This is a genomic window from Mesorhizobium sp. M7A.F.Ca.CA.002.09.1.1 (assembly GCF_003998555.1).
In the GTDB taxonomy this organism is placed as follows: domain Bacteria; phylum Pseudomonadota; class Alphaproteobacteria; order Rhizobiales; family Rhizobiaceae; genus Mesorhizobium; species Mesorhizobium ciceri.
In genome coordinates this window covers 1-18,149 of the sequence record NZ_RZRR01000017.1, presented here as the reverse complement: position 1 = coordinate 18,149, position 18,149 = coordinate 1, and the positions used below count along the sequence as shown (strand labels likewise).

Here is an 18,149-nt window from a genome sequence, read left to right as displayed (position 1 = left end):
GTCCTACATCTTCCGCTCGCCGGTCGCGCCTTTCGTCATCGATGCGCTCGGCAATTCGATGAAGCTGGCGGCGGTCGCCTTCGTGCTGGTGGTACCGATCGGCATCCTCGGCGGCGTCGTCGCCGCGCTCAACCTCAACCGCCCGCTCGACCGCATCATCAGCCTCGGCGGTCTGTCGGTGACGGTGCTGCCGGAATTCGTCACCGGCATCATCCTGATCCTGATCTTTGGTGTCTGGCTGCGCTGGCTGCCGATATCGGCCGCATGGCCGCGCGACGCCGGCTTCTTCACGCAGCTCTACTACCTGATCCTGCCGTCGCTGCCGCTGTTCCTGGTGCTATTCGGCTACATCGCCCGCATGGCGCGCTCCGGCATGATCGAAGCGCTCGATTCCGACTACACGCGAACGGCCGTGCTGAAGGGCCTGCCCTGGCGCACGGTGATCTGGCGCCATGTGCTGCGCAATGCGCTGCTGCCGACCATCACCGTTATCGCCACGCAGACCGGCTACCTCATCGGCGGCCTTGTCGTCATCGAAACGCTGTTTCGCTACCAGGGCATCGGCTCGCTGATCTTCACTGCCGCGCGCGGCAAGGATTTCCCGATGCTGGAATCCGGCATCCTCACCATCGGCATCGTCTATGCCGTGGCCACTCTTGTCGCCGACTTCCTCTATTCCGTGCTCAATCCGCGCATCCGGCTGGGGTCAGACCAATGAGCACCATCCAGACCACCTCCTCGACACCCGACGACACGCGCCCGCGCGGCCCGCTGGCCGAGGTCTTCTTCTCGCTGCTGCGCTCGCGAACATTCCTTGTCGGTTTCGCCATCGTGCTGTTCTGGGTTGCCTGCGCGCTGTTCGGCGAGCACTTCGCACCCTACGACCCGCTCGCCGACGACATCATCAACGCGCTGGCGCCGCCTTCTTCCGAACACTGGTTCGGCACCGACCAGATCGGCCGCGACGTCTTCTCGCGCGTCATCGTCGGCTCGCGCGACATCCTGACCGTCGCCCCGCTGGCGACCTTGCTGGCGACAGTGGCCGGCACGGCGCTCGGCCTCGTCACCGGCTATTTTCGCGGCCTCGTCGACGATGTCGTCAGCCGAATCCTGGAAGCCTTCATGGCGATCCCGGTGGTCATCGTTGCGTTGCTGGCGATCGTTGCGCTCGGTACCTCGAAGACGACGGTCATCGTTGTCATCGGCTTAAGCTTCGCGCCGATCATCGCGCGCACCGTGCGCTCCGCGGTGCTGGCCGAGCGTGAACTCGACTATGTCGCTGCCGCGCAGCTAAGGCATGAAAGTGCCCTGCATACGATGTTCGTCGAGATCCTGCCCAACGTCATTCCGCCGATCCTGGTCGAAACCACTGTGCGGCTCGGCTATGCCATCTTCGCCGTCGCCACGCTCTCCTTCATGGGTTTCGGCATCCAGCCGCCCTCTCCCGACTGGGGGCTGTCGATCTCCAACAATTACGGCATGATCGGCGGCGGCTTCTGGTGGACGGTGCTGTTCGATGCGCTCGCCATCGCCTCGCTGGTCATCGGCGTCAATCTGGCCGCCGACGGCGTTCACGGAGCGCTCAATGACTAACTCCGCCAAGGCCGAAAACGCACTCGAAGTCACCGATCTTTCGGTTGCCTACCGCGTCGCCGGCCGCAACCGCGCCGTGCTGCGTAACCTCAGCCTCACCATCGGCCAGGGCGAAGCCTATGGGCTGGTCGGCGAATCCGGCTGCGGCAAATCCACCGTGGCGCTTACGGTGGTGCGCTATCTGCCGAGAAACGGTTCTATCACCGGCGGCACGATATCGCTCGACGGCCAGAACGTGATGAAACTCGACGCCGAGGCGCTCAGGCGGGCGCGGGCCGAAAGCGTCTCCATGGTCTATCAGGACCCGGGCAAGGCGCTGAACCCGTCGATCCGCGTCGGCCGTCAGTTGACCGAGATTTTTGAACTCGGCGGTATTTCGGGACAAGCGGCCACCGACCGGGCGATTGCGATGCTCAATCGCGTGCGCATCTCCGATCCGATGAGCGTGATGCAGCGCTACCCGCACCAGCTTTCCGGCGGCATGCAGCAACGCGTGGCGATCGCCATGGCGCTGGCCAACGATCCCTCGATGCTGATCCTCGACGAGCCGACCACCGGCCTCGATGCGACGGTAGAGGCCGAAGTGCTCGACCTGATCGCACAGCTGCGGCAAGAACTGTCGGCCTCGATCCTGTTTATCAGCCACAACCTCGCCGTCGTCTCCAACATGTGCGACCGCGTCGGCGTGCTCTATGCCGGCATGCTGGTCGAGGAAGGGCCGACGGAGGTCGTCTTCAACGACCCGCGCCATCCCTACACCGTAGCCTTGCTGCGCTGCCTGCCGCGCGGGGGCCAGCGCAAGGACCAGGGCCGCCTCGATACCATTCCCGGCTTCCTTCCCGGCATCGGGGTCGACATCAAGGGCTGCGCCTTCGCCGATCGCTGCGCGCTCGCCGACGACCGCTGCCGCAGCGAATTGCCACCGCTCTACGATCTGGGCGGCCGGCTGTCGCGCTGCTTTCATCACGACAAGGCGCAGGCGCTGCCGCGTGCGACACCGAGCGATGTGGCGCCTGTACCAAGGGCGGCGGCAGCGCCGGTGCTGCGCGTCACCGGGCTGAACAAGACCTATGCCAGCCATGGCCATGCACTGCGCGCCGTGAAGGACGTGTCCCTCGACCTGCGGCCTGGCGAAACGCTCGGGCTGGTCGGCGAATCCGGCAGCGGCAAAACGACCTTCGCCAGGCTGCTGCTCGGCCTTGTGCCGCCGGACGCAGGCGGCACGATCGAGCTGGAAGGCAAGGCGCTGGCGCCCAGGCTGGAGAACCGCAGCGACGACCAGATCAAGGCGATGCAGATCGTCTTCCAGAACCCGGACTCCGCACTCAACCGATCGCATTCGATCCGGCATCTGATCGGACGCGCGCTAAAGCGGCTGGCGGGCCTCTCCGGCAAGGCGCTGGAGGCTCGTCTCAACGACCTTGTCCGCTCGGTGCGGCTTACGGACCGGCATCTGGCTGTAAAACCGCGCCAACTGTCCGGCGGCCTGAAGCAGCGCGTCGCCATCGCCCGCGCCTTCGCCGGCGTCCCGCGCATCGTCGTCTGCGACGAGCCGACCTCGGCGCTCGACGTCTCGGTGCAGGCGGCCATCCTCAATCTGCTCGCCGACCTGCAGTCGAAGGAAGACGTCAGCTACATCTTCATCTCGCATGATCTGGCCGTGGTGCGTTACCTCTCCGACAAGATCGCCGTGCTCTATCTCGGCCGCATCATGGAGCTCGGACCGTCGGAGCAAGTCTTTTCCGGGCCGCATCATCCCTACACAGAAGCGCTGCTGTCGGCCGTGCCCAAACTCGACCAGACCGAGACGGCGCGCATTCGTCTCGACGGCGAAATCCCGAGCGCCACCAATCCGCCGTCGGGCTGCGTGTTCCACACGCGCTGCCCGCGCAAGATCGGTCCGATCTGCGAACAGCAGGAGCCGCCGCTGAGCGAGGCCCAGCCCGGCCATTCGATCCGCTGCCACATTCCATATGCCGAACTGGCCAGGCTGCAGAGAGCGGCCGTGACCGAGCCGGCATAGCGAGCGTCACCATCACCCGCGTGGCTTGGCCGGTCAGATCTGGCCGGCCATGCTGAGAGCACGGTCGCCTTCCGAAAAGCCCTGCCCTTCGGCCCAGTCTCTGGCCAGCGTGCGCAGGCCTGTGAGCGCGACATCCAGAACATCCGACGAGGCGGGGTTCGAGGGATAGGCGAGGTAGATCGGCCGCTGGAACACCGGCGTATTGTCGATGCGCCGCATCTCGCCGCGCTCGATATGACCGCTGACGGCGCTGAGCGGCAGATAGGCGGCGGCCTGCTGTGACAGCACGTGCTGCAGCCCGATGAAGACCAGTCCGGCCGATATGGCGGGCTTGACCATGCCGGCAAAGGCGCGGTCGTGCTCGATGCGGAACTCCAGCCCCCAATCCATCAGAATGTAGTTTTCGGTCCACGGCCTGGTCTGCGCGGCATGCTGGACAAGCACGACCTGATCGACCGCCAGCGTTTCGTAGACGATGCCGGGATGCGGTCGCGGCAGGTAGAGGATGCAGATGTCGAGCAGGCCTTCCGCCAGCTGGTCGATCGCCGAGTCCGGGAAGCTGCCCTCCAGCCGCAGCGCCACGTTCGGCCGCCTGGCGCGCATCCACTCGACCCATGGCGAGGTGATGCGGTCCCACAGATAGGCAGGCGCGGTCAGCCGCAGCAAGGTCTCGTAGCCATCGGGAACGGCGATGTCCTGCCGCGATTGCTCCCAGGTGCGGGTGATGGAAGAGGCATGTGGCAGGAACTGCCGGCCGGCCGGCGTCAGCGTGACGCCATCGCGGTCGCGCACGAAAAGCCGGCGGCCCAACTGCTCCTCCAGCCCCCTGATCCGTGCGCTGACGGTGGACTGCGCGAGGTTGAGCCGGCTGGCTGCGACGGTGAAGCTGCCATGGGTGGCGACTTCGAGAAAGCTGCGCAGATTTTCAGTGTCCATGCCCACCTCTGCATCGAAAATTTCGATGACCCCTATCAAAAAATATCGCTTTCCGGCGGCAGTCAACAATGAACTAGATGGCCGAACCCCAAGACACGCGAGGAATCCAGCCATGCCCAAGCATTTCCGGATGATCGACAACGCTCGCAGAACGCTCACTGCAATCGAAAATTCCGCTGTCGACGAATTGCTGGCCGGCAGGATGGACCGCCGCGACTTCCTGCGCCATGGCAGCGTGCTTGGTCTCTCACTGCCGTTCCTGGGCAGCCTTGTCGCGGCCGCCGGCCTCGGCACGCAGCAAGCACGCGCGGAGGGCAAGCCGGGCGGCACGGTGCGCGCCGGCGTGGCGACGCCGGGCGGCGCCATCGATCCCGTCACCTATTATGACAGCGGCAGCTACCAGCTGGTTTTCCAGACCGCCGAATTTCTCTGCATCACGCAGCCGGACCTCACCTTGAAGCCGGTGCTGGCGGAGAGCTGGGCGCCGAACGAGGACGGCAGCGTCTGGACGTTCAAGCTGCGCAAGGGCGTGAAATTCCACAATGGCGAGGATTTCAAGGCCGACGACGTCGTCGCGACCTTCGACCGGCTGGCCGACCCCAAAGGCGCTTCTAATGCACTTTCCGTGTTCAAGGGGCTGCTGTCGAAAGGCGGCACCCGGAAGGTCGACGACCACACCGTCGCCTTCCATCTCGATGCGCCGAATGGCAGCTTTCCCTATTCGGTGTCGATCGACAATTACAACGCCGTCATCCTGCCGGCGAGCTACAAGGGCGACTACGAAAAGACGTTCGAAGGAACCGGGCCATTCCGGCTGGAGACCTACACGCCAAAGGTCGGCGCGACCTTCATCCGCAATACCGACTATTGGGGCGAGAAGGCGCTGCCTGACCGGCTCGAATTCAAATTCTACGGCGACGTGCAACCGCGCATCCTGGCGCTGCAGGCCGGCGAGGTCGACATCCTCGACGCCGTTCCGCTCGATGTAAGCCAGGTGGTGCTGAACAGTCCTGATATCACGGTGCTGCGTGTCGCTTCGACCGCGCACCGGCAGCTTCACATGCGCTGCGACACCGGCCCCTTCACCGACAAGCGCGTGCGCCAGGCGCTGGCGCTGTGCATCGACCGCTCCAAGCTGGTCGACGGGCTGTGCCGCGGCATGGCGGCGACCGGCAATGACAGCCCCTTCGCACCCGCTTTCCCCGCAACCGACAAGACGGTGCCGCAGCGCGTCCAGGATATCGCCAAGGCCAAGCAGTTGCTGGAGGCGGCGGGCCTTGCCAGTGGTTTCGACATCACGCTAACGACGCTGCGCTATTCCGACATTCCCCGCTACGCGCAATTGTTCCAGAATTTCGCCAAGGGAATCGGTGCCCGCATCTCGCTCAACATCGAAGACCAGGACAAATATTACGGCAAGGCGGTGTTCGGCCAGTCGGACTGGCTGGACAGCCCACTTGGCATCACCGACTACGCCCATCGCAGCGTGCCGAACGTCTTCCTGAAGAGCCCGCTGGTCAGCGACGGTCCGTGGAATGCGGCGCATTTCAAGAGCCCGGCCTATGACGGCATGGTCACCAGCTATCTCAAGGCGCTTGATGTCGGCGCGCAACGCGCTGCCGCCTCCGACATCCAGAAACTGCTGCTCGACGAGACGCCTGTCATCTTCAGCTATTTTCCCGATCTGCTGGTGCCGGTGCGCAAGAATGTCAGCGGCTTGCCGCCGATCGCCGCCGGCCTGCTGCTCGATCGCGTGTCCCTGAGCTGATCGTGCCTCAACGCCCGATGACAAAAGAAACTAAACGGGAGACTACCATTCGCAAGCCTCATCTGCGCGGCCGCGGGCCGCATTTTCCGCTGCTCGACAGCATCGTGCAGTACGACTTCGAGCCGGGCTACATAGCCTTCACCATGCCGACGCAGAAGCGCCTGCGTGTGCAGGTGGGGTCAATGACCGTGGCCGATACGACCAACGCCTTGGTGTTCTACGAATCCGATCATCTGCCGGTCTACTATTTTCCGATCGGCGACGTTCGCGAGGAGTTCCTGCTGCCGAGCAAGACCACGACAGAGGACCCATTCAAGGGCACAGCCACCCACTATTCGCTCAACACCGGCATCACGCTGGTCGAGGACGCGGCCTGGCGCTATCTCGATCCGGTCAAGGGCTGTCCGCCGATATCGGACTACATGTCGTTCACCTGGAGCAAGATGGGGCACTGGTTCGAGGAGGACGAGGAGATCTTTGTCCACGCCCGCGATCCCTTCCGCCGCGTCGACTGCCTGCCGTCGTCGCGGCGCGTGCAGGTCATCCTCGATGGTGAGCAGGTCGCCGATTCACGCCGCGGCGTGTTCCTGTTCGAGACCGGCCATCCAGTGCGCCACTATCTGCCAATCGCCGACACGCGGCTCGATATGTTCGCGCCCAGCCGCTACATCTCGCGCTGTCCTTACAAGGGCATCTCCAACTATTATCACGTGACGACCAAGGCCAAGCGTCACGAGAACCTCGTCTGGTATTATCCTGAGCCGGTGCACGAGGCGGAGCGCATCAAGGGGCTGGTCTGTTTCCACCACGAGCTGGTCGACAAGATCCTGGTCGATGGCGTCGAAATCCCGAAGGAAGCCACGGCCGCGTCGAGCGGTTATTTCTAGGCATCGACGCCGCTTGCGCGCGGGCGCTTGATCGAAGCACGGGTCAGCGCATACCCTCCCTGGGACAGGGAGGACACTCGATGGATCTTTTCAAGCTGGATGGCGATGTCGCGCTGGTCACCGGCGCCGGCAGCGGCATCGGCCAGGCCATCGCGATCGGGCTGGCCGAGGCAGGCGCCGACATCGCCTGTTTTGGTCATGCGTCGAAAGGCGGGCTGGATGAAACGGCGCACCGGATCACGGCACTCGGCCGCAAGGCGCTGGTGCTGAACGGTACAGTGACATCGCAGAGCGATCTGGCGGCGGCGATCGATCGAGTCGAGAGCGAACTCGGTGCGCTGACCGTTGCGGTCAACAATGCCGGCATTGCCGGCTCCGAACCCGCCGAGACGATGCCGCTGGAGACGTGGCAGAAGGTGCACGAGGTCAATGTCGCCGGCGTGTTCCTGTCCTGTCAGGCCGAAGCGCGCAAGATGCTGGTGCGAGGCAAGGGCTCGATCATCAACATCGCCTCGATGTCGGGCACCATCGTCAACCGGGGCCTGACGCAGGCGCACTACAATTCTTCGAAGGCCGCCGTCATCCACATGTCCAGGAGTCTCGCTATGGAGTGGGCCGATCGCGGCCTGCGCGTCAATGTCGTCAGCCCGGGCTACACACTGACGCCGATGAACAAGCGGCCTGAGGTGGCCGAAGAGGTGAAGATCTTCAAGCGCGACACGCCGATGGGGCGGATGGCGGCGCCGGAGGAAATGGTCGGACCGACGGTGTTCCTGGCCAGCCGCGCAGCGAGCTTCGTCACCGGCCTCGACCTGATTGTCGATGGCGGCTACGTCTGCTGGTAGAGGTTCAACTTCGCCTGCAGTCTGAATTTATACGCCTCGCGCGGTGTTAGTCGTTGCGCGACATGAACCTTGATATATATAATTTCATCCCATGAAACTGGCTTGGCGAGATGGCGCTTGCCGGGTCGACAGCCGAGAACATGAGACCTTGATGGCTCGCACCTTGCAAGGCGCCGCAAGACTGGCAATCGATCCGCAGATGACCGCCCCCGCAGCGATCCGTCGGCAACCATGACGCCGACACTGCAGTCCTGTTCCATCATCACTAGAATTGAGCACCATCTTGCCTGCGTCGGCCAAAGCCGGGGCAATAATCTGGCGCCGACGGCCTTGCGCAAAGACCAGCCTTTCCAACACAATCAAGAAAAGCCGCAAGAAGGGAACGAACGATAATTTTCACAGCTTGAAGGAGAACAAGCATGTCACTTCGCAGTGTGATTTCGAACTTAACAATGGGAACCTTCGCACTCGCCGCGGCGAGTGCACTGACACCTTCCGCCCAAGCCGCCGCACCAGAATCCAACGATCCGATCAAGATCGCGCTGTTCGACTGGACCAGCGTCAATCTGAACGCCAAGATCCTTGGCGGTATCCTGGAAAAGCTCGGCTATACCGTCGAGTATCCCACGGCCGACTACCTCTCCAGCCTGACCACGGGCCTCACCAATGGCGATCTTGATGTCGGCCTGGAGTTCTGGGACACGACCGCCGGCGAAGCCATGAAGGCCTCCGATGCGACCGGCCAGACCGAACGGCTGGGTAAGCTCGGACCCAAGGCCAAGGAAGAATGGTGGTTTCCGGAATACATGAAGGAGAAATGCCCGGGCCTGCCCAATTGGGAAGCGCTGAAGGACCCGAAATGCGCCGAAGCCTTCTCGACGGCGGAGACCGCACCGAAGGGACGCTATCTCGGCGGCCCGGTGACATGGGAAGGCTTTGACGACGAGCGCGTCGAGGCGCTGAAACTGCCCTTCACCGTCATCCATGCCGGCACCGACGCGGCGATGTTCGCCGAGCTCGATTCCGCCTATCAGCGCAAGGCGCCGATCATGCTGTGGATCTATTCGCCGCATTGGGCGCCTGCCAAATACAAGGGCGAGTGGGTTGAATTCCCGGAATACACGCCCGAGTGCTACAACGACCCGAAATGGGGCGTGAACCCCGACGCCAAATATGACTGCGGCAAGCCGCATGGCGAGATCTGGAAATACTCCTGGTCCGGCATGAAGGACAAATGGCCGGTCGCCTACAAGGTGGCCAAGGCCTACACGATCGACACCGATGAGCTCAACAAGATGAGCGGCGAGATCGATCTCGGCGGCAAGACACCGGAGGACGTCGCAGCTGCCTGGATCGCCGCCCACGAGGCCGACTGGAAAGCCTGGGCGCAGTGATCGTTCCGACTGGAAAAATGAGACCCGGCTGCTGACCAGCCGGGCCTCACTTGTTGATATTCCAGAGGGACGTTCGAATGACGGACAGGACTGAACAGGAGCCAAACACGGCGGGCGCGCCAAAAGACGCCCGTCCGGTAAAGCTTGCCTGCCGCAATGTCTGGAAATTGTTCGGATCGAACGCGGCCAATTTCATCCGCGAACGTGACGGCAAGGCCAGCATAGCCGACGTCACGGCTGCCGGGCTGGTCGGCGCGGTGCGCGCCGTCGACCTCGAAATCCGCCAGGGCGAGATTTTCATCATCATGGGCCTGTCGGGCTCCGGCAAGTCGACGCTGGTGCGCTGCATGTCGAGGCTGGTCGAGCCGACCCACGGCAAGGTCGAATTCGAGGGCAATGACCTGCTGAAAACCTCCGATGCAGCACTCATCGAATTGCGACGACACCGCATGGGCATGGTGTTCCAAAATTTTGCGCTGTTGCCGCATCTCAACGTGCTGGAGAACATCGCCTTCCCGCTCAGCATCCAGGGGCAGGACCGGGCGACACGCGAAGCAAGGGCGCGCGAGGTCATCGAGCTTGTCGGCTTAAGGGGTCGCGAGCATTTCTATCCGCGCGAACTGTCCGGCGGCCAGCAGCAGCGTGTCGGCATCGCCCGCAGCCTGGCGACAAAACCGGAAATCTGGTTCCTCGACGAGCCGTTCTCGGCGCTCGATCCGCTGATCCGCCGCGAGATGCAGGACGAGCTGATGCGGTTGCAGATGATGCTGCACAAGACCATCGTCTTCATCACCCATGATTTCGACGAGGCCATCCGGCTGGCCGACCGCATCGCCATCATGAAGGATGGCGAGGTCATCCAGATCGGCACGCCGGAGGAACTGGTGGTCAATCCGGCGACCGACTACGTCGCCGAGTTCACCCGCGACGTCGACCGCGCCAAGGTGATCTCGGCACGCAGCCTGATGCGCGCCTGCGACGGCTCGGAGCACGGCGGAACGGTGGCGCCGGAGGCCAAGATATCCAGCTTTTCCGCCAGCATCGTTGCCGCCAACAAGCCGTTCGCGGTCGTCAACGGCAGCGGCAAGCCGATCGGCGAGGTGACGCCGCAAGCGGTGATCGATCTGCTGGCCGGCATTGAGCGTTCCGGAGCCGGCACATGACGGTGACGGCAAGCGCCGGCGAAACACGGTCGCGCCCGGTTCAGGTCTGGCTGCTCGTCTGGGCGGTGGCACTCGCGGCCGTGCTTGTCGTGTTCCTGTTGCGAGACCGCCTGTCCTGGGCGGTCAATTATCCGGCCAGCGCCGTCGTGCCGGTCGCCGATTGGGTCAGCGCGCTGATGCGCTGGATCAAGTCGAACCTGTCGTGGCTCACCCGCTCGATCACCGCGGTGCTCGGCGTTCCGCTCGATTTCGCGCTCAATCTGCTGGCCAAGAATTTCAAGATCGGTCGGGGCGCAGAAGCCTATGTCCTGCCGCGGCTGTCCTGGGTCGGCGTCTGCGCTGCCGCCTTCATCGCGGGGCATGCCGCCGGCGGCAGAAAACTCGGCCTGCTGGTCGGCGGCTGCTTCCTCTACATCGCGCTGTTCGGCCAATGGACCAGCGCCATGCTGACGCTTGGGCTGATCTCCATCGCCGTGCCGTTCTGCATCGTCACCGGGCTGTTCGCCGGCATCTGGGCGTGGCGCAAGCCGTGGGCCGAAAGGCTCATCGTCTCCCCTGCCCTCGACCTGATGCAGACGATCCCGACCTTCGCCTATCTCATCCCAATGCTGCTGCTGTTCGGCAACAGCCCAGTCTCGGCGATGATTGCGACCGCCATCTTCGCCACCCCGCCGATGGTGCGAGCAACGATGCTCGGCCTATCGCGGGTGCCGTCGGAGATCGACGATTTCAGCGAAATGGCCGGCTGCACGGCGCAGCAGAAACTGTGGCGGGTGCTGCTGCCGTCGGCGCGGCCGACATTGATGGTCGGCGTCAACCAGGTCATCATGCTGGCGCTGAACATGGTGATCATCGCTTCGATGATCGGTGCCGGCGGCCTCGGCTACGACGTGCTCCTGGCGCTACGCGCGCTGAAGGTCGGCGAGGCGATGGAAGCCGGCCTTGCCATTGTGGCACTCGCCATCGCACTCGACCGGCTGAGCCAGGCCATCGCGCACAGCCAAGCAAAGGGCCATGTCCATCAGGAGGTAAGCCCGAGCCTCTGGCGGCGCTACCCCAACCTGACGCTGGCCATCGCCATCCTTGTCGTGACAACACTGTCCGGTCTGTTCGTGCCGGCCTTGGCAGTGGTGCCGAAAGCGATCACTTTCACCACGGCGCCGCTGTGGAAGGCGGCGGTGAACTGGGTGACCATCAATTTCTTCGACACGATCGAAGCGTTTCGCGTGGCGCTCATCCTCAATCTGCTGAACCCGCTGCGCGCCTTTTGCGAGGGCTTTCCGTGGCTCGGCGCCGTCTTCCTGCTCGGCCTTGCCGGCTATCAACTCTCCGGCCTGCGTCTCGCCGTCCTCGTCGCCGCGCTGACCGCCTTCTGCGCCATCACCGGCCTGTGGGAAAAGACCATGGCGACGGTCTATCTCTGCGGTATTTCGGCCTTCATCGCCTGCCTGATCGGCATCCCGATCGGGCTGATGGCTTCGCGCAGCGACCGGTTCGAGAAGATCGTCACGCCGGTCATCGATACGCTGCAGGTGCTGCCATCCTTCTGCTTCATCATCCCGGTGGTGATGCTGTTTCGGGTCGGCGACGTCACCGCGATGATCGCGACGATCGCCTTCGCCGTGGTGCCGGCGATCCGCTACACCAATCACGGCATCAGGCAGGTGCCGCCGGCGCTGATCGAGGCGGCCAAGGTGTCGGGCTGCACGCCGCGCCAGACCTTCTTTCGCGTGCAACTGCCGCTGGCGCTGCCGGAAATCATGCTGGGCGTCAACCAGACGATCCTGATGGCGCTGGCAATGATCATCATCTGCGCCATGGTCGGCACCCGCGATCTCGGCCAGGAAGTGTTCATCGCGCTGTCCAAGGCCGATTCCGGCCGCGGCATCGTCGCCGGTCTCGCCATCGCCTTCATCGGCATCGTCGCCGACCGGCTGTTCAACGCCTGGACGGCGAAGGCGCGCGCAAGGCTGGGTTAGGATTAGCCGCCCCGATACAGGAGAGAATGATGACTGGCCGGATCGCTCACTGCACCTGCGGCCAATTGCAGATCCGCTGCCCGCAAGAGCCGGCCAAGGTCTCGCTTTGCCATTGCCTGGACTGTCAGCGGCGGACCGGCACTCCGTTCGGGATCGCCGCTTTCTTCGATGCCGCCGAGACCGAGATCAGCGGCTCATTCCAGACATTCCAACGCGATTCCGACAGCGGCTTTCCCGTCACCTTTCATTTCTGCGGAACGTGCGGCTCAACGGTCTTCTGGTATCCGTCACGAAAACCGGCGGCGGTAGCCGTCGCAGTCGGCTGCTTCGGAGACCCGGCATTTCCGGCGCCGACGCAGTCTGTCTATGGCGAGAGTCGCCACGGTTGGGTCGAGGCGCCGGCCTGACGGCGCCCACTCGTTATTCCGCCGCAACGCCCTTCACCTCAAGATAGCTCTCCATCGAATCATCGAGCGCCTGCAGCCACGGCGTATGATGCAGCGGCGCCATGGTGCCGGTCATCAGCGAGCGGTAGGCGTGGTCGCGGAAGCTCATAATGTCTTCGCCCTTGTGGTGTTCCCATTCCATGAAGGTCTGGTTGACCGCCTCGACGTCGAAACCGGGATAATCGGTCTGGTCCATCAATTCCTTGGTGTAGTCGCCCTGGAACCAGATCATCTGCTCGGCGTCTTCCAGCGTTTCCTCACGCGCGCGCCACTTCGCGCCGTGAGCGGCCATCGCCTCGGCCGAGGGCAGCTTGATGCGGCCCATGATGACGTCGCGGGCAAACCAGGCCTGCGCGTCGAACATATTGAAGGTGTAGAACTGATCCTGCATGCCGATATAGGAAAGCTGTGGGTTCTTCTCCCAGACGACGCCTTCATAGAGATCGAGCGGCCACATGCGGTTGGCTGTCTTGAGCTTCAGATCGTCGGTCAGGAAGGGGAAGGAATGCAGGTACCCGGTGCACAGGATGATGGCGTCGACATCCTTGGTCGTGCCATCCTTGAAATGCGCGGTTTTGCCGACGACCTTCTGCAGCAGCGGCACCTCTTTCCAATTCTCCGGCCATTTGAAACCCATCGGCTTCGAGCGGTAGCTGGAGGTGATGGATTTGGCGCCGTATTTGTAGCATTGCGAGCCGATGTCCTCGGCCGAATAGGAGCGGCCGATGATCAGGATATCCTTGCCCTTGAACTCCATCGCGTCGCGGAAATCATGGCTGTGCAGGATGCGGCCATTGAAGGTGGAGAAACCCTCGAAATAGGGCACGTTGGGTACCGAGAAATGCCCGGAGGCGACGACGACATTGTCGAACTCTTCCGAGTAGGTGACGTCGTTGGTGCGGTCATGCGCGGTGACGGTGAATTTCTTCGTCTCGTCCGAAAACGTCACCATGCGCACCGGGCTGTTGAAGCGCACCCATTTGCGCAAGCCTGATTTCTCGACGCGCCCCTTGATGTAGTCCCACAGCACGGCGCGCGGCGGATAGGAGCCGATCGGCCGGCCGAAGTGCTCCTCGAAAGTATAGTCGGCGAATTCCAGGCATTCCTTTGGTCCGTTCGACCAGAGATAGCGATACATGGAACCGTGCACCGGATCGCCATGCTCGTCGAGACCGGTGCGCCAGGTGTAGTTCCACAGGCCGCCCCAGTCCGTCTGCTTTTCGAAGCAGACGATCTCGGGAATGTCGGCGCCCTTGTCGGCCGCCGATTTGAAGGCCCTGAGCTGTGCCAGGCCGGATGGGCCGGCTCCGATGACGGCAACGCGACTTTTCATGGCAGGCCTCCCGATCTGGTTTCGACTTTTGCCTTGACGCAACTCCCAAGGGGAAAGCGCTATGCGCTTTTTCCGGAATTGCTCTTACGAAACAAATTTCACTCACAGGGACAGTAATTGGCCCTTTCGTGCTGTCAACAGCCCGGTGCGGAAACAACGTTCCGCCGATGTGGATTTCCCGCAAAAAACCGGACGCGGCCAAACGCCGGATCGTGCGCATGTGCTTTCAGGCGACTTGCCGTCGCAGTTGCGCTGCTGTATCGGCACCTGACATGTTCACCTAGAGTGAAATAAATCCGCAGGAGTGCCGGGGGCGACATGGCGAAGAAGGTTTCCGATTCCAAGGCTGGTCCAGCCGGTGCAAAGGCCAAGCCGCAGCCAAAGGTCTCGGCCGACGGGAAAACCATCCGCGCGCCGCTGACGCAGAACCCGCATGCCATTCGCGACACGCGCGAAAAGGTGCTGGAGGTGGCGATCGGCCGCGAGGTGCGCGCCTTCCGCAAGAAGCTCGGCATCACCGTCGCCGATCTGGCGGTCGCCACCGACATTTCGCTGGGCATGCTGTCGAAGATCGAGAATGGCATCACCTCCCCGTCACTGACCACCTTGCAGGCGCTGTCGCGGGCGCTCGGCGTCCCGGTGACAGCCTTCTTCCGCCGCTTCGAGGAAGAGCGCAGCGCCGTTTTCGTCAAGGCCGGCCAAGGCCTCGATGTCGAGCGCCGCGGCACGCGCGCCGGTCACCAGTACAATCTGCTCGGCCATATCGGCTCCAACACCAGCGGCGTCGTCGTCGAGCCCTATTTGATCACGCTGACCGAGGATTCCGACGTGTTTCCGACCTTCCAGCATGAGGGCATGGAATTCCTCTATATGCTCGAGGGCGAGGTCGTTTACCGGCACGGCAGCAATCTCTACCCGATGAAGCCCGGCGACAGCCTGTTCTTCGACGCCGACGCGCCGCACGGGCCGGAACAGCTGACGAAACTGCCGATGCGGTATTTGTCGATTATCTGCTATCCGCAGAGCGCGGGTTGAGCGGGACTCGATCTCCCCCCACGAGGGGGAGATCGGCAGCTTCGCGGGCGTCGCTCAATCCGGCCCGAACCCAGGGCTCGTCGGGCTGCCGTCGTCGAGCTTCGACAGCCACTCGACCAACGTTGACCTATATCGGGTCAGGCCCTTGTAGTTGCCGAGTTCGTCGGGCAGGTCGCGGATGACACGGTGCAGGCGCCGGGCCCATTTTGGTTGCGTCACCAGCTCATCCATCTTGATCAGATAGCAGCGGATCGGAAAGACGATGCCGTTCGAGCGCGGCAGGCGCCAAAAACTCTGCAGCTCGACGCGCAGATGCACTTTGTCGCCGACATTCTCCGGCGTCACCGTAGCCCGGTCCGGACCCCATTTGTGATAGTTTTCGGGGCTGGTGTCGAGGCGCGGATTGATGGTCATCGTCCAGTTCAGGCGCCTGGCCGGCTTGCCTTGCTGGATGTTGGTGAGGAATTTCAGCGCCCTGACAAAAATCCCCTTCTCATGCGCCAGCGGCACCGGCGCGTGCCATTCGAAAAAGTTCATGCCGATGTCGAAATCGAGCGACCAGTCGGCTTGGGTGGTGACCATGCCGGCATCCATCCACAGATTGCCGTCGCGCTGGTCGAGGATGCAGAAGTCGCCCTGGCTCTGGCGGGTGATGTACTCCATCGGGCCGTAAGGCAGCGTCGAGGTGTCGCCGAAGGTGAAGGTGTCGTCGATGCCGAGCGGCCGGTTGATCCAGCGCCAGCGGTCGCCGTCGCGGGTCAGTGTGAAATGTTCGGGATAGCCCAGCGCCTGCTGCTCCATCAGCAGTTCCAGCAGGTCCCAGCCGGCCAGCGTCATGTGCGGCAGCGACTGGCAGCGCAGCGGGTCCTCGGCCAGCACCAGCGCCCGGTCCTGCATCTCGGCGACATAGTGCTCGTCGACGTCGATCAGGTTTTCCAGCACGCTGCCTTTCGGCCCGACGACATGCGGCTCGATGTTGACCGCATACATGTAGGCGTCTTCGTGGAAAGGGAACGGGAAGCGCCTGATGTGCTCAGGGCTGTTCCTGAAGGTGAAGTCGTCGCGGAACGTTTCCTTGCGAAAGGTGATGCCCATGATTTCCTCCTAGCGCTCCAGGACCAGCGACCGGCCCTCGAAGCGCGACACGCACGGCATGATCTTCTTGCCCGAACGGTGCTCTTCCTCGCTCAGCCAGTGGTCGTTGTGGATGAACTTGCCGTCGCAAGAGATGACGTTGGTTTCGCACTGGCCGCAGACGCCGCCGCGGCAGAGATAGGGCGGATCGACGCCGGCCGCTTCGATCGCTTCCAGCAGGCTCTGCTGCTCATCGACGCGGATCGTCTTGCCGCTGACGGCAAGCGTCACGTCGAAAGGCAGGCCAGGCTGGGGGGCCGCGAAATGCTCGAAATGCACGGTTTCCGATGGCCAACCGAGGCTTGCCGCGCGATCACGCACCCAGTTGATCATGCCGGCCGGGCCGCAGACATAGAGATGCGTGCCGAGCGGCTGCGTCGACAGCAGCCGGTCGAGTTCGATGCGCTCGTCAAGGTCGTCATGATAGAGCCTGACCCGTCGGTCGTAGCGCTCGCGCAGCACATCGGCATAGGTGCCGAGCGATGCGGTGCGGCAGGTGTAGTGCAGTTCGAAATTGCCGCCTTCCGCCGCAAGCTGAGCGGTCTGCGCCATGAACGGCGTGATGCCGATGCCGCCGGCCAGCATCAGATGTTTTTTGGCGCGCAGGTCGAGCGAGAACAGATTGACGGGATAGCTGACCACCATCTCCATGCCGGGCTTGACGTTCCGGTGCATGAACAGCGAGCCGCCGCGGCCGACATCGTCGCGGCGCACCGAGATCGTGTATTCGCGCGTGTCGAGCGGCGAGCCCATCAGCGAATAGGGGTTGAGCCTGGTGCGTTCGCCGTCGCGCATCTCGACCACGACATGGGCGCCGCCGGAAAAGGTCGGCAGCAACTCGCCGTCGCGCCGGCGGAAATGGAAGCGGGTGACGAGGTCGTTGACCGGGACGACGTCGCTGACCACGACATCGAGTTTTGTTGTTCCGGCGCTCATCGGAAAACCTCCTCCATCGGAGGAATCTCGCTGCGATCCTCGGCGTTGATGCAGACGCCCTGGAACGCCGCGATGCGCCTGGAATAATGATCGCGCACCAGAAGCAGCAGGCCGCAATGCGCGCAGGTCGCCGGCTGCGTCGTCACATTCTCGGTGATGCCCTTGCAGTGGACGCATTGCATGCGCCGCGCCAGCGAACCGCGGTGCTCGGTCTGGATCGAAGTGTGGTCGATGCCGGCTTCAAGCGCCACCTGCATCGCCTGGCCGATCAGGCCCTCAGTGCCGGCGAGATAGAGGCGCAGGCCCATATGCGCATTTGCCAGTGTCTGCCTAAGCCGTGGCAGCAGGCTGGCGAAGGATGGCGACAGATGAAACTGCACCGGTCTCAGCGCTTCGAGGGCTGCGGTGTGTTTGCCGTCAGGCCCGGGAATGAAGACGATGTCGGCGTCGTCGAAAAACCCGGGCGGCGCCCTCCCGGCCATCTCCGCTATCGCCAGCGCCCCTTCCGCATCCGCGATAAAAAGATGATGCTTGCCGGGCTGCGGAGACAAGGTTCCGTAAACAGGCCGGCTGATGATGCTTTTGGCTGCCATTTAAGTCTTCGTGCCTTCGAGCGCTTCACCGTTTCATAGAAACGGCGGACCGCTCTATCTCTTTGCTTTGACGCAATTCCGGAC

Annotated in this window: 16 protein-coding genes; 11 read left to right on the top strand and 5 right to left on the bottom strand. The window is 63.2% G+C overall.

Features of this window, described 5'->3' with window-relative positions:
- The 3 genes from EN994_RS01775 to EN994_RS01765 form a co-directional block, all read left to right on the top strand.
- On the top strand, window positions 1–718 hold a 718-nt coding region (locus EN994_RS01775), incomplete at its 5' end, for an ABC transporter permease (protein WP_164745785.1).
- Complete coding sequence (locus tag EN994_RS01770; RefSeq protein ID WP_027163828.1) at window positions 715–1,593, top strand: ABC transporter permease; 879 nt, start codon at window positions 715–717, stop codon at window positions 1,591–1,593. The genes EN994_RS01775 and EN994_RS01770, both read left to right, overlap by 4 nt.
- On the top strand, window positions 1,586–3,616 hold the full coding sequence (locus EN994_RS01765; RefSeq protein ID WP_063167627.1) for an ABC transporter ATP-binding protein: 2,031 nt from the start codon (window positions 1,586–1,588) through the stop codon (window positions 3,614–3,616). Before EN994_RS01770 ends, EN994_RS01765 begins: the two co-directional genes overlap by 8 nt.
- A gap of 33 nt (window positions 3,617–3,649) precedes the next feature.
- Here EN994_RS01765 and EN994_RS01760 read toward each other — a convergent pair whose 3' ends face one another.
- A complete protein-coding gene (locus EN994_RS01760; RefSeq protein ID WP_063170184.1) occupies window positions 3,650–4,552 on the bottom strand; it encodes a LysR family transcriptional regulator in 903 nt (300 codons plus the stop codon).
- Between the two features lie 112 nt (window positions 4,553–4,664).
- On the opposite strand from EN994_RS01760, the gene EN994_RS01755 reads away from it, so the two are divergent.
- The 7 genes from EN994_RS01755 to EN994_RS01725 all read left to right on the top strand — a co-directional run bounded on the left by EN994_RS01755 (window position 4,665) and on the right by EN994_RS01725 (window position 12,995).
- Window positions 4,665–6,320, top strand: coding sequence for an ABC transporter substrate-binding protein (locus EN994_RS01755; RefSeq protein ID WP_063167626.1), 1,656 nt, complete (start codon window positions 4,665–4,667; stop codon window positions 6,318–6,320).
- Complete coding sequence (locus EN994_RS01750) at window positions 6,317–7,207, top strand: DUF427 domain-containing protein (protein ID WP_164745786.1); 891 nt, start codon at window positions 6,317–6,319, stop codon at window positions 7,205–7,207. Before EN994_RS01755 ends, EN994_RS01750 begins: the two co-directional genes overlap by 4 nt.
- An 80-nt stretch (window positions 7,208–7,287) precedes the next feature.
- Window positions 7,288–8,052: an SDR family oxidoreductase gene (locus EN994_RS01745; RefSeq protein WP_013532887.1), complete on the top strand. Its 765-nt coding sequence runs from the start codon at window positions 7,288–7,290 to the stop codon at window positions 8,050–8,052.
- Between the two features lie 419 nt (window positions 8,053–8,471).
- On the top strand, window positions 8,472–9,446 hold the full coding sequence (locus EN994_RS01740) for an ABC transporter substrate-binding protein (protein ID WP_027163833.1): 975 nt from the start codon (window positions 8,472–8,474) through the stop codon (window positions 9,444–9,446).
- 77 nt (window positions 9,447–9,523) lie between these two features.
- Window positions 9,524–10,609, top strand: coding sequence for a glycine betaine/L-proline ABC transporter ATP-binding protein (locus tag EN994_RS01735; RefSeq protein ID WP_063167624.1), 1,086 nt, complete (start codon window positions 9,524–9,526; stop codon window positions 10,607–10,609).
- On the top strand, window positions 10,606–12,588 hold the full coding sequence (locus tag EN994_RS01730; RefSeq protein ID WP_063167623.1) for an ABC transporter permease subunit: 1,983 nt from the start codon (window positions 10,606–10,608) through the stop codon (window positions 12,586–12,588). The genes EN994_RS01735 and EN994_RS01730 overlap by 4 nt, the downstream gene beginning before the upstream one ends.
- A gap of 29 nt (window positions 12,589–12,617) precedes the next feature.
- Window positions 12,618–12,995, top strand: coding sequence for a GFA family protein (locus EN994_RS01725; RefSeq protein ID WP_063167622.1), 378 nt, complete (start codon window positions 12,618–12,620; stop codon window positions 12,993–12,995).
- 13 nt (window positions 12,996–13,008) lie between these two features.
- On the opposite strand, the gene EN994_RS01720 is transcribed toward EN994_RS01725, so the two are convergent.
- The gene (locus EN994_RS01720) at window positions 13,009–14,367 is read right to left on the bottom strand and encodes an NAD(P)/FAD-dependent oxidoreductase (protein WP_127307379.1); all 1,359 of its coding nucleotides are present in this window, start codon (window positions 14,365–14,367) and stop codon (window positions 13,009–13,011) included.
- Window positions 14,368–14,685: 318 nt separating this feature from the next.
- On the opposite strand from EN994_RS01720, the gene EN994_RS01715 reads away from it, so the two are divergent.
- Window positions 14,686–15,402, top strand: a complete 717-nt coding sequence (locus tag EN994_RS01715) for an XRE family transcriptional regulator (protein WP_013532893.1) — start codon at window positions 14,686–14,688, stop codon at window positions 15,400–15,402.
- A 54-nt stretch (window positions 15,403–15,456) separates the two neighbouring features.
- Here EN994_RS01715 and EN994_RS01710 read toward each other — a convergent pair whose 3' ends face one another.
- From EN994_RS01710 to EN994_RS01700, 3 genes are read right to left on the bottom strand one after another with little or no spacing between them, the layout of a single operon-like run.
- Window positions 15,457–16,497: a DUF3445 domain-containing protein gene (locus EN994_RS01710; RefSeq protein WP_063167621.1), complete on the bottom strand. Its 1,041-nt coding sequence runs from the start codon at window positions 16,495–16,497 to the stop codon at window positions 15,457–15,459.
- Between the two features lie 9 nt (window positions 16,498–16,506).
- A complete protein-coding gene (locus EN994_RS01705) occupies window positions 16,507–17,472 on the bottom strand; it encodes a PDR/VanB family oxidoreductase (RefSeq protein ID WP_063167620.1) in 966 nt (321 codons plus the stop codon).
- Window positions 17,469–18,065: a dimethylamine monooxygenase subunit DmmA family protein gene (locus EN994_RS01700; RefSeq protein ID WP_063167619.1), complete on the bottom strand. Its 597-nt coding sequence runs from the start codon at window positions 18,063–18,065 to the stop codon at window positions 17,469–17,471. Before EN994_RS01700 ends, EN994_RS01705 begins: the two co-directional genes overlap by 4 nt.
- Between the last annotated feature and the right edge of the window lie 84 nt (window positions 18,066–18,149).

Bases quoted from the DNA above. Each gene is read 5' to 3' on its own strand.
- EN994_RS01770 (WP_027163828.1), top strand. From the start codon at position 715: ATGAGCACCATCCAGACCACCTCCTCGACACCCGACGACACGCGCCCG.
- EN994_RS01765 (WP_063167627.1), top strand. From the start codon at position 1,586: ATGACTAACTCCGCCAAGGCCGAAAACGCACTCGAAGTCACCGATCTT.
- EN994_RS01760 (WP_063170184.1), bottom strand. From the start codon at position 4,552: ATGGACACTGAAAATCTGCGCAGCTTTCTCGAAGTCGCCACCCATGGC.
- EN994_RS01755 (WP_063167626.1), top strand. From the start codon at position 4,665: ATGCCCAAGCATTTCCGGATGATCGACAACGCTCGCAGAACGCTCACT.
- EN994_RS01745 (WP_013532887.1), top strand. From the start codon at position 7,288: ATGGATCTTTTCAAGCTGGATGGCGATGTCGCGCTGGTCACCGGCGCC.
- EN994_RS01740 (WP_027163833.1), top strand. From the start codon at position 8,472: ATGTCACTTCGCAGTGTGATTTCGAACTTAACAATGGGAACCTTCGCA.
- EN994_RS01735 (WP_063167624.1), top strand. From the start codon at position 9,524: ATGACGGACAGGACTGAACAGGAGCCAAACACGGCGGGCGCGCCAAAA.
- EN994_RS01730 (WP_063167623.1), top strand. From the start codon at position 10,606: ATGACGGTGACGGCAAGCGCCGGCGAAACACGGTCGCGCCCGGTTCAG.
- EN994_RS01725 (WP_063167622.1), top strand. From the start codon at position 12,618: ATGACTGGCCGGATCGCTCACTGCACCTGCGGCCAATTGCAGATCCGC.
- EN994_RS01720 (WP_127307379.1), bottom strand. From the start codon at position 14,367: ATGAAAAGTCGCGTTGCCGTCATCGGAGCCGGCCCATCCGGCCTGGCA.
- EN994_RS01715 (WP_013532893.1), top strand. From the start codon at position 14,686: ATGGCGAAGAAGGTTTCCGATTCCAAGGCTGGTCCAGCCGGTGCAAAG.
- EN994_RS01710 (WP_063167621.1), bottom strand. From the start codon at position 16,497: ATGGGCATCACCTTTCGCAAGGAAACGTTCCGCGACGACTTCACCTTC.
- EN994_RS01705 (WP_063167620.1), bottom strand. From the start codon at position 17,472: ATGAGCGCCGGAACAACAAAACTCGATGTCGTGGTCAGCGACGTCGTC.
- EN994_RS01700 (WP_063167619.1), bottom strand. From the start codon at position 18,065: ATGGCAGCCAAAAGCATCATCAGCCGGCCTGTTTACGGAACCTTGTCT.